Source organism: Couchioplanes caeruleus (assembly GCF_003751945.1).
In the GTDB taxonomy this organism is placed as follows: Bacteria; Actinomycetota; Actinomycetes; order Mycobacteriales; family Micromonosporaceae; genus Actinoplanes; species Actinoplanes caeruleus.
Genome location: NZ_RJKL01000001.1, coordinates 3,096,481 through 3,108,589, shown reverse-complemented (window position 1 = coordinate 3,108,589; position 12,109 = coordinate 3,096,481). Strand labels below are relative to the sequence as shown.

General features: G+C 72.4%; 9 protein-coding genes. 3 read left to right on the top strand and 6 right to left on the bottom strand.

Annotated elements, in window-relative coordinates; translation table 11 throughout:
• Nucleotides 1–88: 88 nt before the first annotated feature.
• A complete protein-coding gene (locus tag EDD30_RS13685; RefSeq protein WP_071802783.1) occupies nucleotides 89–553 on the top strand; it encodes a GNAT family N-acetyltransferase in 465 nt (154 codons plus the stop codon).
• An 18-nt stretch (nucleotides 554–571) separates the two neighbouring features.
• On the opposite strand, the gene EDD30_RS38260 is transcribed toward EDD30_RS13685, so the two are convergent.
• The gene (locus EDD30_RS38260) at nucleotides 572–973 is read right to left on the bottom strand and encodes a hypothetical protein (protein WP_071802782.1); all 402 of its coding nucleotides are present in this window, start codon (nucleotides 971–973) and stop codon (nucleotides 572–574) included.
• A gap of 114 nt (nucleotides 974–1,087) precedes the next feature.
• On the opposite strand from EDD30_RS38260, the gene EDD30_RS13680 reads away from it, so the two are divergent.
• On the top strand, nucleotides 1,088–1,516 hold the full coding sequence (locus tag EDD30_RS13680; protein ID WP_244945240.1) for an MmcQ/YjbR family DNA-binding protein: 429 nt from the start codon (nucleotides 1,088–1,090) through the stop codon (nucleotides 1,514–1,516).
• A 4-nt stretch (nucleotides 1,517–1,520) separates the two neighbouring features.
• On the opposite strand, the gene EDD30_RS13675 is transcribed toward EDD30_RS13680, so the two are convergent.
• Nucleotides 1,521–6,746, bottom strand: a complete 5,226-nt coding sequence (locus EDD30_RS13675) for a diguanylate cyclase (RefSeq protein ID WP_071802781.1) — start codon at nucleotides 6,744–6,746, stop codon at nucleotides 1,521–1,523.
• Nucleotides 6,747–6,886: 140 nt separating this feature from the next.
• Nucleotides 6,887–8,254 (bottom strand): MFS transporter, encoded by a 1,368-nt coding sequence (locus EDD30_RS13670; RefSeq protein ID WP_071802780.1) that lies wholly within the window; start codon nucleotides 8,252–8,254, stop codon nucleotides 6,887–6,889.
• A gap of 74 nt (nucleotides 8,255–8,328) precedes the next feature.
• Between EDD30_RS13670 and EDD30_RS13665 the strand changes: the two genes are divergently transcribed.
• Nucleotides 8,329–9,234 carry an LLM class flavin-dependent oxidoreductase gene (locus EDD30_RS13665; protein ID WP_071802779.1) on the top strand — a complete coding sequence of 302 codons (906 nt, stop codon included), beginning with the start codon at nucleotides 8,329–8,331 and terminating at the stop codon, nucleotides 9,232–9,234.
• A 4-nt stretch (nucleotides 9,235–9,238) separates the two neighbouring features.
• On the opposite strand, the gene EDD30_RS13660 is transcribed toward EDD30_RS13665, so the two are convergent.
• Genes EDD30_RS13660 through EDD30_RS13650 form a run of 3 tightly spaced genes read right to left on the bottom strand, consistent with a single transcriptional unit; the run spans nucleotide 9,239 to nucleotide 12,078 of the window.
• Entirely contained in the window at nucleotides 9,239–9,889 is a 651-nt protein-coding gene (locus EDD30_RS13660; RefSeq protein ID WP_071802778.1) for a GntR family transcriptional regulator, read from the bottom strand.
• A gap of 48 nt (nucleotides 9,890–9,937) precedes the next feature.
• Nucleotides 9,938–11,473, bottom strand: a complete 1,536-nt coding sequence (locus tag EDD30_RS13655) for an RICIN domain-containing protein (RefSeq protein ID WP_071802777.1) — start codon at nucleotides 11,471–11,473, stop codon at nucleotides 9,938–9,940.
• Nucleotides 11,473–12,078, bottom strand: a complete 606-nt coding sequence (locus EDD30_RS13650; protein ID WP_143162521.1) for a hypothetical protein — start codon at nucleotides 12,076–12,078, stop codon at nucleotides 11,473–11,475. Before EDD30_RS13650 ends, EDD30_RS13655 begins: the two co-directional genes overlap by 1 nt.
• Nucleotides 12,079–12,109 lie beyond the last annotated feature (31 nt).

Below are 12,109 nucleotides of genomic sequence, written 5' to 3'. Positions count from 1 at the left end.
GCGTTTTCCGACACCGGGCTGACCGTGCAGTCGACGCAGTTCACTGTCGGTCCCTCCTGGACGACGTTGGAGTCCCTCCGCAGGCACGGTGGCCCGGCTCGTCGACGCCCTGCGACGCGATGATCCCGGCGCGCTGTCGTTGGTCTCCGAGGAAGCGGGCGAGGTGGTCGGGCATGTCCTGTTCAGCCGTGCGCTGCTCGATGCCCCGCGGCGGCTCGTGGCGGTGCAGTCGCTGAGTCCGCTCGCGGTCGCGCCGCGGTGGCAACGCCGTGGCATCGGTTCCGCGCTCGTTCGTGCGGGTCTGCAGCGGCTCGACGAGCGTGGTGTCCCGTTGGTGTTCCTGGAGGGCGATCCTCGCTACTACTCCCGCCTAGGCTTCAGCCCGGCCGGGGGACAGGGATTCCGCAAGCCGTCGTTGCGGATTCCCGAGGGGGCCTTTCAGGTGGTGAAGTTGTCCACATTCGAGCCCTGGATGACCGGGACGTTCGTCTACTCGGACACTTTCTGGGAGCACGACTGCGTCGGCCTGCGTGAGGGTTCCGACGTGTCGTAGGGCGCGCTGGAGCTCGTTCTACCGGCCGGTCCTGTTCCAGTCGCGCAACTCCGCCTCGATCTGTTGCTGATCAGCGGCGTGGTCACGCTCGTCGGCGGATTTCTCTCGTAGGTCCGCAAGTCGTTCTCGCTCGTCGGCGGCCGCGTCACGCTCGTCTGCCAAGGCTTCCCGGAGATCGGCGCGTTGGTCCCGAGTCGTCGCCTCACGATGACGTTCATCGAGAAGCCGTTCCCGTTCCTCTGCCCGGATGTCGCGTTCCCGTGCCGCCGCATCGCGCCGGTCGGCCTCGGACGACCGTTGCTCGAGATCGACCTCTCGCTGGTCGGCCGCGGCTTCGCGTTCGTCGGCGAGCTTCTCCCGCTCGTCGAGGCGCCGCTCGCGGTCGGCGAGCTCGCGATCGCGACCCGGATCGCGTTCCACGAGTCACATCTTAGGCCTGCATCGCGGACTCATCCGCACCCGCTCCAGCGATCATGCCGGCGCGGTGATGAAACGAACCGCACGGCGGCGTACGGGCGTCGGATACGGTGGTACGTGTCGCGTGACGAGGACCGGCCGGCTCGTGTCGAGGACGTCCATGAGCTGGCGTTGGCCATGCCCTATGTGACCGTCGAGTACGGCGGCGGCGACAACCCGGTCTATCAGGTAGGCCGGAAGTCGTTCATCTTCTTCCGCAACCCCCGCCCGGACGCGGTCGACCCCGACACCGGGGAGCGCTATGCGGACGTGATCGTCTTCTGGGTCGAGTCGGAGGCGGACAAACAGGCCCTGATCCGGGACGAGACGTCGCCGTTCTTCACGACGGCACACTTCAACGGCCATCTGTCGGTGCTGCTGCGGGCCGGCCGGCTCGGCGAGCTGACGCGCGGGGAGCTCGCCGAGCTGATCCAGGACGCGTGGCTGTCCCGCGCATCGGCGCGTCGGGCGGACGCCTGGCTGAAGGCCCACCCGCCGGCAGGCTGAACCGTCAGTCGTGGGCGACCCGGTTGCGGCCGGCCTGTTTGGCTCGGTAGAGGGCGTGGTCGGCGCGGGCCAGCACCGCGTCCAGGCCGTCGTCCTCGGCGGTGAGGCGGGCCAGGCCGACACTGATCGTCACCGCGATCGGGCCGACCCTCGTGTCCACCGGGGTGGCTTCGACGGCCGCTCGTATCCGCTCGACCACTTCCAGATCGGCGCCCGCGTGGTCGGGAAGGACCACCGCGAACTCCTCGCCGCCGTAGCGGCCGAGGACGTCGGAGGAACGGATGCCGGCGGCGACCCGCCGCGCCACCTCGGTGATGACGTCGTCGCCGGCGCCGTGCCCGTACGCGTCGTTGACCTGCTTGAAGTGGTCGATGTCGAGCATCACCGCGGCGAGTTGGCGGCCATTGCGGCGGGACACGTCGACCAGGCTGCCGGCGAGGTCGTGGAAGTGGCGGCGGTTGGCGATGCCGGTGAGGCCGTCGATGGTGGCCAGTTCCTGCACCCGGCTGAAGAGCTGGGCGTTGTCGTACGCGCTGACGCCCTGGCTGGCGAGGGCGGCCGAGATGTCGCGCCGGCTGTCGTCGAAGGATGCCGCGGTGAGGACCACGATGCCGGCCAGGCGGTCGCGGGCGACGAGCGGGACGACGAGGGCGGCGTCGGCCGGGTCCAGCATGTCGCGGAGCGGGGCCGGGACCGGGCCCGCCTCGGGAGCGTCGGCGGCGTCGAATCCCTCGTGGCGACCGCCCAGGTGGCGGGGGTCGGTGTCGCCGTACACGTCGGCCACGGTGAGGGCGCCGTCCAGCGGGTCGGGCAGCAGCAGGGTGCCGCCGGTGGCGGCCGCGTTCTCGGCCAGGGTGGCGAAGAGACGGTCGAGGACCTGCCGGGGCTGGTGCAGGGCGTTCAGCTCGGCCAGGCTGGTGCGCAGCAGCTCGGCCAGTTCCTGCTGGTGGCGGGCGGTGCGTACGGCGACGTCGAGCTGGGCGGCGCGGGCGGTCTCCAGGGCGACGGCGACGTGGCTGACGACGGCGGTCAGCACGTCGATGTCGTCGGAGGTGAAGACGCCGCGGGCGAGCCGGCTGTCCAGGTAGACCACGCCGGTGAGGCGCCCCTTGAGCAGGACGGGGGCGACGATGATGCTGCGCAGGCCGTGGGCGACGACGCTGTGCGAGCCGAGTGCGGCGCCCTGGTCCGTGCCGGTGACCACGACCGCCTCGCCGGTGTCGTGCACCCGGTGGATCAGGGTGGAGCCGTAGTCGGTGACCGTGTCGAGGTCCGCCCCTCCTGCGTCCCGGCCGGCGAAGCGACGCAGCTTGCCGGTGGCGTCGTCGCGCATGAACAGCAGGGCGCGCTCGCCGCCGAGGATGCGCAGCGTCTCGTCGAGGGCCACGCGGGCCAACTGGTCCGGGTCGAGGACGGTGGCGGCGGCGACGCTGACCTGCTGCAGGGCCTCCAGGCGGCGGTTGCGTTGCGGGTCGGCGAGCCGGGCGCCGGCGTGGCCGTACCGTTCGGCGGAGCGGGCCCGGTCGACGCCGAACTCGGCGCGTACCTGACGGATCCGGTGTTCCCAGCCGTGCGTCTCGGCCATGCTCGCGGCCAGCTCGGCCTGCCGTTCGGACTCCGCGACCCGGCCCAGCCGGCGCATCGCCCGGGCGCGGATCCGGGCCAGGTCGAAGTTGAGCAGCGGCGCGTCCAGCGACCACCACTTGGCCTCCGCCCGGTATGCGGCGGCGATCGCCGCCTCGGCGCGGCCGGACTGCTCCAGGAGCGCGGCTCGCGCCACGTCGTGCGAGGCCTTGATCAGCGGGGTACGGGCGATGCTCCGCAGTTCGCGTACGGCCTTGCGGGCGGCGGCGAGCCGGACCGGCCGGTCCGCGTCGTCGGCGAGCCGCACCTGCGCCAGCCGGCCGGCGACCCGGAACACGTAGAACCAGTGGTGGAAGACGAACATCTCGCTGCGGGTCAGCCGCAGCTCCTCGAACTCGGCCACCGCGTCGTCGAACGGCGCGCCGAACTCACCCTGCTCCAGCGCGAGGAACAGGCTGGCGACGGCGATGTTGGCGCGTTGCGACACCGACGCGCCGTGCGCGACGGCTTCCCGCACGGCGGCCAGGGCCTCGGCGGCGTCGCCGTGCCGGCCCTGCAACGCCGGTGTCATCGCCCCGAGCAGCGAGAAGAAGTCCGCGGTCAGGTGCGTGGTGCTGGGCGGCAGCAGCGCCAGGCCGCGCTGGTGGGTGGTGCCGGCCGTGCCTGCGTAGCCGCGGAGCAACTGCCGGATGCCCATCCAGCCGTAGCCGGTGAGGAACTGCGCCGGGGCAAGCCAGCGGGCGTCGCGGTGGATCGACCGCTCCCACGAACTGCCGTCGTCGCCCCCGGAGAGGTGGGTGGCCGTGCCGAGCAGCCAGGAGACGTACGCCTTCAGTGCCGGGTCGCCGACCATCGCGGCGGCGTCGCCGGCCCGGGCGAAGCAGTGCCGGGAGACCGGGCGCAGCCCGGCCAGGGCGCAGAAGAAGCCGAGCATGGCGTACACCCGGGCGTACGGCGCGCCGGGCCCGAGCCGGTTCACCAGGTACAGCGAGCGCAGCGCGTAGAGCGCCGCGCGGATCATCCGGAGCCCGATCGTCGAGCCGTATGCGGCGGCGTCGAGCAGTTCGGCGCGGCGGCGGAAGTCCTCCCGGCGCCGGCCGGTCGCCGTGCCGGCCCCGATGCCGGTGCGCCGGACCAGCACGCCCGCGACCGCGGCGCCGAGCGCCGACAGCACCAGCGGGAGGGCCCGGCGCGGCACCGGGTGACCCAGCTCGGCCAGCGCCCGGGTGGCCGCCTCGACGGAGGGGGCGTCCGCCCAGGAGGTGTGCTCCAGCTCGGCCAGGGTGGCCCACAGCTCGGCCCGGGCGTGCGGGTCGGGCTCGGCGGCGATCGCCCGGCGCAGCCCGTCGCGGGCCTCGGCGAACCGGCCCGTCCGCAGGTAGGCCCGGCACAGCGCGTGCGCCACGGCCGTGGGTACCGGCCGGCCCAGCTCGGCGGCGGCCGCGGTGGCCGCCTCCAGATAGCCGACGGCCTCGGCCGGGGCCTGGTCGGCGAGGGCCTGGGTGCCGGCGGCGACGGCGCTGCGGTAGCGGGCCTCGGCGCCGCTGACCGCCCCGGCCGCCGCGTGGTGCCGGGCGACCGCGTAGGCGTGCCCCAGCTCGCGATCGGCCTCGGCGAGCGCTTCGAGCGCCTCGCCGGCCCGCTGGTGCAGCCGCCCCTCCTCCTCGGCGGGCAGCTCGGCGAGGAGCGCCTCCCGTACGCCCGGGTGGACGAAGGTGTAGCGGCCGGCCGCGCCGCCGTCGACGAGGCGGCGCGCCGCGGCCGTGCCGACCGCGGCCGCCACCTGGTCGCCCGGCAGTTGACCGGTGGCGGCCACCAGGTCCAGCCGGAACCGGTTGCCGAGCACGGCGGCCACGGCGAGCACCGACCGCTGCCCGGCGGTCAGCCCGTCCAGCCGGGAGACGATCAGTTCACGGCCGCCTCCGGCGGGCAGCGCGTCCAGACCTTCGCTCGCCAGCCGCCAGATGCCCCAGTGCGGCACCAGCAGGCCGCCCTCCACCAGGTCCCGCAGGTACTCGACGGCGGCGAGCGGCAGGCCGCCGCTGCGCGCGGCGACGTGCGAGGTGAGCTCCGCCGGCGCGGTGGCGCCCGGCAGCCGGGAGGCCACCAGCTCCGTGACGGCGCACTCGGCGAGCGGCGGCACGGGGACCGTCGTGTCCAGCGCGGCACCGCAGGCGGCCCGCACCGCGGTGAGGTCGGCCCCGTCCGGCGCGGTGAGCACCACGAGCAGCGGCACGCCCGCGATCCCGTCGGCGACCGCGGTCAGCACCCGTAGCGTGGCGGCGTCGAGGTGGTGCGCGTCGTCGAGCTCGAGCAGCAGGCCGCCGCAGCCGCGGGCCAGCTCGGCCAGGAACGTGGCCAGGGCGGCGGCGAACTGCTCGTCGCGGCCCTGGCCGGCCGCGTCGGCGCCGTCGCCGAGCAGGTCGGCGAGGGCCGGCGACGCGGTGCGGACCAGGGCGGCGCCGGCCGGCGCGGCGGCGGCCCGCAGCCGGTCCCGGGCAGCGTCGCGTTCCGGACCGGACAGCCTGCGTACGCCGTCCGCGTAGCGCTCCAGCGCGGCGCGCAAGCCCGCGAGCGGGGCATCCGGCTCGGGCGCGTTGCGAGCCCGCAGCGCGCCCCCTCCGGTGTCGGTGACGATCTCGGCAAGCGCCGCGACCAGCCGGGTACGGCCGGCGCCGGCCGGGCCGTGTACCAGTACCATTCCGCCCTCGCCGTCCCTTGCGGCGGTCCAACGGGCGGTCAGTGCGGCAAGTTCGGCGTCCCGGCCGACCAGGGGCAGCTCCGCGGCGGGGATCTCGGCGGTGTCGGCGGCGTCCGTGCCGCGGCAGCGGCGCAGGGCGAGCATGAGCTCCCGGGCGTCGGGGAACCGGTCGTCGGGGTCCTTGGCCAGCAGCCGGTGGATCACCGCGGCCAGCTCGTCGGGGGCGTCCGGGCACAGCTCGCGCAGGTCCGGCGGCGGGCTGACCGCGTGCAACCGCAGCAGTTCGCCGGTGTCGGCGGCGTCGAACGGCGGCCGGCCGGCCAGGCACTCGAACAGCACCACGCCGAGCGAATACAGGTCGGAGCGGCCGTCGACCGGCCGCCGCAGCATCCCGGCCTGCTCGGGTGCGGTGTAGCGGAACGTGCCGACCGCCTGCTCGGCGGACTCCCCGCCGTCCGCCGCGGCCAGCCCGAAGTCGATGAGGGTGGCCGGGCCGCCGGGCGGCAGCATGATGTTCTGCGGCTTGAGGTCGCGGTGCACCAGGCCGGTGCGGTGCGCCGCGGCGAGCGCGCCGGCCAGTTCGGCGGCGAGGGTCAGCACCCGTTCCTGCGGCAGCGGCCCGTCGGCCAGCGCGTCGGCCAGGGTCGGGCCGTCGATCAGCTCGGTGACGAGGGCGGCGCGGCCCTCGTACAGCCCGGCCGCGCAGGGGCGCAGCACGCCGGGGTGGTCGACGCCGGCGAGCAGCGCGGCCTCCCGGCGGAACGCGACCAGGGAGCCCGCGTCGGCGGCGTGGCGGGCGTGCTTGAGGGCGTAGCGCGAGGTCCCGTGGTGGGCCCGGAACACCGTGGTGGCGGCGCCGCGGCCGAGGACCTCCTCGATCACCAGACCGGTCAGTTCGGGTACGTCGGCGTCGGCCCGCCCGGTCGTACCCAGCCCGCCGCTCATCGTCCCGCCCACCTCACGTCCCGGGGAGCCGCGCGGTGCGGGGCTCCGGTGCAAGACATCGGCGCGTGACCTCCGAAACTGAGTGCAACGAGTTGCCCGTACGCAGAGGTTCACTTGAGGTTGCCTTGAGCTTGCCGGGGTTAGCGATGCCGAAGGGGCCGCCGGTGTGGATCAGCCGGGCGGTGCGCGCCGGCGACCGTGATGAGGACCGCCACCGCGATGAGAGCTGTCGAGGTCGCGAAGGCCACCCGCATGCCCGAGGCGACGTCACCGGGGCTCGCGGTCGTGAGGTCGGTCGTCGACATGGCGTACGCGAACACCGTACCCATCGCGGACGCTCCGGTGATGAGCCCCAGGTTGCGCGACAGGGTGAGCATTCCTGACACCGCGCCGCGCCGGCCGGGGCGGACGTCCAGCATGACGGCGGTGTTGTTGGCGGCCTGGAAGAGCTGGTAGCCCGGGGTCAGGACGGCCGTCGCCACGAGGTAGCCCGCCAGGCCCCACAGCGCCGGGAGGATCGTCAGGGCGAGGGCGCCGGCGGCCATGGCGCCGAGCCCGGCGAGGACGGTGAACGGCGCGCCTCGCCGGTCGACCACGCGGCCCGCCGGGACTCCGGTGAGGGCGGAGACGATCGGGCCGGCCGACATGACCAGTCCGGTGAGCGCCTCGTCGAGGCCGAGGGCGCGGGACAGATAGAACGGCCCGACCACCAGCGTCGTCATCATCACCGTCGAGACCAGCGTGTTGGTGGCCAGCCCGGAGCTCAGCGCCGGATCGCGCGAGATCCGGGACCGCAGTGCCGGTGTGGCGAGCAGACCGACGGCGATGGCGGCCAGTAGCACCAGCGTGAGGCCGCCGGCGCCGATCGTCACGGCCAGGGAGTAGGCCCCGAGACCGACGGCGAGCAGAAGCGTCCTCCGTACGCCGGAATCGTGGTCTTCGGTCTGCCGGTGGTCCGCCGGAAGATGGCGGTGGATGAGGACGAGGTTCAGGACACCCAGCGGTGCCAGGACGCCGAAGATGGACCGCCAGCCGGGACCGGCGAGCAGCAGGCCACCCAGCGACGGGCCGAGCGCGGTGCCGACCGCCGACATGGTGCCGAGCAGGCCCATGGCGCTGCCCGTGCGCTCCCGCGGCACCGTGTCGCGGAGCAGGGCCACCGTGAGGGCCATCAGGACGGCCGCGCCCAGGCCCTGCAGCGCCCGGGCGGCGATGAGCGTGCCGAGGGTGGGTGCGATGCCACACAGGACCGAGGCCACGGTGAACAGCGCCGTCCCGGCGGAGAGTACCCGCCGGCGACCCCGCGTGTCACCGAGGCGGCCGGCGCCGACGATCGCGACGGTGATGGCCAGAAGATAGGTCAGGACCACCCATTGGACCGCCGGGAAGGAGGCGTCGAAGGCGTCGGCCAGCGTCGGGAGGGCGACGTTCGCGATGCTCGTACCGATGGAGGACAGCAGCATCGACAACGCCAGGCCGGCGACTGCCCATCGAGGGGAGGAGGTCATGGAGGCCAGGCTCGTCGGCCGGCCGCCGCACAGGCAAAGATCGTTGCCGAAAGTGGGAAAGGCAGAATGAGGAGATGGCCGACTTCGCGCTCCAGGTCCAGCCGCTCGACGCGCGGGAGTGGCTCGAGACCGCCCGCCGGGCCGAGGCCGCCGGCTTCGACACGCTGCTCGCCGCCGACCATCCCGGCTCCTGTGCCGCGCCGTTCGTCGCCCTCGCCGCGGCGGCCGCGGTCACTCGTCGGATCAAGCTCGGGTCCTACGTCTCGAACGCCGGGGTACGGGAGCCGATGCTGCTCGCCGCGGATGTCGCCACCCTGGACGTGGTCTCCGGCGGCCGGGCCGTGCTCGGGCTCGGCGCCGGTCACACCCCCGCCGAATGGGACGCGGTCGGGCGGGTGCGGCCCGGGGTGCGCGGCCGGGTCGACCGCTGCATCGCGGTCGCCGACGCCACGGTACGGCTGCTCGCCGGCGAGAAGGTCACCGTCGCCGCGCCCGGCCTGACGATGCTCGACGCCTTCCTCGAGAAGCCCCGGCCGGTCCAGGAACGGATCCCCCTGCTGATCGGCACGGCGAACTCACGCCTGCTGCGCTGGGCGGGCGGGCGCGCCGACATCGTGGGGCTGACCGGCTTCGGGCGTACGAAGTCCGACGGGCATCAGCACGAGGCCCGCTGGCGGCTCGCCGAGATCGACGCGCAGGTCGCCCTGGCCCGAGAGGGCGGCGACGCGGCGCTCGAGGCGCTGGTCCAGCACGTCGAGATCACCGAGGACACCCCGGCCGTGCTCGGCGCGCACGCCGACCGGCTGGGCATGAGCGTGAGCGAGCTCCGCGAGGTGCCGTTCTTGCTGGTCGGTACCGAGGACGAGATCGTCGCGGCGGTGCGCCGCAACCGGGAACGGTGGGGGATCGCGCGCTACGCCGTACGCCGGAGTGCTCTTGATCTTCTGGGGCCGCTGCTGCCCCGACTGGCCGCGATCTAGCGCCTCACTCCCCGAGGAGCTCGCGCTCGACTTTTACCCGGAAGTCCACATAGATCTGCTTGTAGCGGGCGACGGCGGCCTGGTTCTCGCCATGCTCGAGCAGGGCGAGAACCTCCTCGTGACCCGTGATCCAGGTCTGCCAGAGGTCGCTGTCCGCACCCATCGCCAATATCCGCAGCGTACGGGCGACCACGAGATCCACCATGGACTGCAGCTCGCGGTTGCCGCTGGCGAGGATCACGATGGTGCTGAAGTCCGCGCCGGCCGCGCCCGCCGCCAGCACATTGCCCGCCCGCAGACCCTCGACGAACTCACGCTGGCGCTGACGCATGAGATCGAGATGGGTGGCGGTGAGGTTCTCCACCCCCCACTCGAAACCCGCGCAGGCCAGGACGCTCATCACGTCGATCAGCTCAAGGGCGTTCTTCTGCGTCACCTTGGTGACGTGGCGCGTACGGTTCGGCGCGATGTCGATCAGGCCCTCGACCGAGAGCTGGGCGATCGCCTCCCGCACCGGCGTGATGCTGACCCCGAGGCGGGCAGCGAGCTCCGCGTCCTTGACCAGCGTGCCGGGCGGCAGCTCACCCGTGACGATCTCGTTGCGAAGCTGACGCACCACGGCAGCCGTACGGGTCGGCGGGACCGTATAGGACATACGGAGAGCCTACCCACCGTCACACAACGCTGTGTTTCCGGCCGTCGCCTACTTCTCCGTGGTGCCGCTCAGCGCCTTCGGTTGGGCGAGGCTCGGCGGCGCGTTCCATTTCTGGAGCCACGCCTTGGAGCACGTGGTCACGATCACCTTGGCAGTGCCGTCGGTGTGCGTGTCCGGACTGCTCACCTTCAGGTCGGTGGGCGACAGGCAGCGGTTGTTGCTGTCGACGACGCTGAACCTCGTCACGGCGTTACCCGTCTCGCCGTACATCGTCCACAGCAGCGCCGCGGGCGGCCTGGCGTCCGTGGCGGGGCATGACACCATGGTGACGTACCCGTTGTTGCTGTCGGGCCGGCGCAGGCAGTATCCGGGGTTGCCGCTTCCCGCGGTGCGAATACGTCCCGGCACCGCGGTCTCCTTGCTGGTGGCCAGCGCGGGGAGAGACCACTGCTGGTTCCACGAGACGTTGCCGTCGGGCGCCTGCTTGCAGAACCAGACGATCATGTAGGGCCAGTTCGGGTTGTGGTTGGTGACGTCCAGACAGCGGCTGAACTGCTGGAAGTTGACGAGCTGTCCGGTGGCCGCCGACGCCATGCCGGCTCCCGCCTTCGCCTCCGGCCGGAAGACGTTCCTGTTCGTCGCGCCGCTGCAACCACCGAGAACGAGCCTGCTGGTGATTCCGGCGTCCTCCGCATTGATGCAGAAGTTGTTGAGGGTGACGCCGTCCGAGGTGCCGCGGAACATGGAGCTGTTGTCGAGACTCCACTGCTGGCGGGCCTGCCTGCCCAGGCACTTCTGGAACACCACAGCGTTGCCGCTCCTCTGCGGAGAACCGGCGTCCAGGCAGAGGCCTTCCGGGTAGTCGGTGGACTCCGAGCTCATCAGCTTGATGTTGAGGTTCGTGGTGTAGGAGAACCGCTGCTCGTCACTGCCGTTCTCCTTGCACCTGCGCATCCACACGGCGGTACCTGGGGCCGGATTTTCTCCACCGTCCATGCACAGAGGGTTGGTCGCGGGGGAGGCGAGAGGGATCGCGCCGCCGCTGATGTTCTGGGTCTTGCTCCTGAATTTGTACGTGGCCTGGACGGTGCGGGTGTTCGGGGCGCCCTCGGTGAGGTCGGCGCCCGCAACGCCGCTGCCTGTCACGGTCAACACGGCCCTCGTCGGCACCTCCGTCGGCGGGCAGTCCAGCGGGAGCGCGGTCGATTCGTCGTCGCCTTCCTCCGGCGGACCGTAGTAGGTGATCGTCGCGCGATAGCGCAGGCCGGTGGCGGGATCGACGCCGGCGATCTCGCACGGGGGCAGATCGTCCAGACTGCCCACCTCCGCACCGATGGGCCCGATCACGGAGGACCGGAACTGGGCCAGGGCGGCGTCGAGGCCCCCGGTGGCGGCGTCGATCGACTCCGTGCGCAGTCCGGCGGTGCGGGTGGTGGAGATGGTGTTGACCACGACCGGCGAGATCGCGGCGGTCAGCCCGAGGCCCACGATGGTGACCATGATCGCCATCGGCATCGATCCGCTGTCACCGTACGGGCCGGCGGCGCGTTGGCGCCCCCGGCGGAGCCAGAAGCGGTTCCTCATCACGTGGGCTGCCCTTCCTTGCACTCGTGATCGTCGTCATCCTTGGTGTCGGCGGAGTTGACCGCGGTGTACGTGACGTCGATCCCGGCTGTACTGTCTCCCACCTTGGTATCCAAGTTGATGCGTAGCCGCTGGAAGTCCGGTCTGAAGTCGCTGCCCGCGGATGCCGACGGGTAAGGCGTGGAGTCGACCTTGGTTTTTTCGAACGGCTTCTTCGTGTTGTTCTGGATCTCCGCGGTGTAGATGTCCGAGGCGATCGTGTTGCCCAGGGCGCCCGGGGCCGGCGGGGAGCCGGGTTCCCACTCGAGGAACCTGAGCTCGCCCCTGTAATCGGTGGCGACCGCGCCGGGCGGCTGCAGATCCAGCTGCAACTGCCGACATTTCTCGCCTTCCAGGCCGGCGAATGTCACGTACCAGATGTCGTTCTCCTCGACGGGGTCGCTGATCCATGAGGCGTACCGAAGCTGCCGGTCGAAACGCTGGAACGCGATGGCGACCTTGGATTGCGCGTCCGTCAGGCTTTCCGTCGTCTGGATCGAGCGGTAGACGTGCACGATGGCGGTGGTGAACATGACCATCACCACGCTCATCAGCATCATCGTCATCATGAGCTCGGCGAGCGACGAACCATCCTCG

Coding starts and splice junctions, on each gene's coding strand:
- EDD30_RS13675 (WP_071802781.1), bottom strand. CDS start 6,746: ATGAGCGGCGGGCTGGGTACGACCGGGCGGGCCGACGCCGACGTACCC.
- EDD30_RS13670 (WP_071802780.1), bottom strand. CDS start 8,254: ATGACCTCCTCCCCTCGATGGGCAGTCGCCGGCCTGGCGTTGTCGATG.
- EDD30_RS13665 (WP_071802779.1), top strand. CDS start 8,329: ATGGCCGACTTCGCGCTCCAGGTCCAGCCGCTCGACGCGCGGGAGTGG.
- EDD30_RS13660 (WP_071802778.1), bottom strand. CDS start 9,889: ATGTCCTATACGGTCCCGCCGACCCGTACGGCTGCCGTGGTGCGTCAG.
- EDD30_RS13655 (WP_071802777.1), bottom strand. CDS start 11,473: ATGAGGAACCGCTTCTGGCTCCGCCGGGGGCGCCAACGCGCCGCCGGC.
- EDD30_RS13650 (WP_143162521.1), bottom strand. CDS start 12,078: ATGACGATGATGCTGATGAGCGTGGTGATGGTCATGTTCACCACCGCC.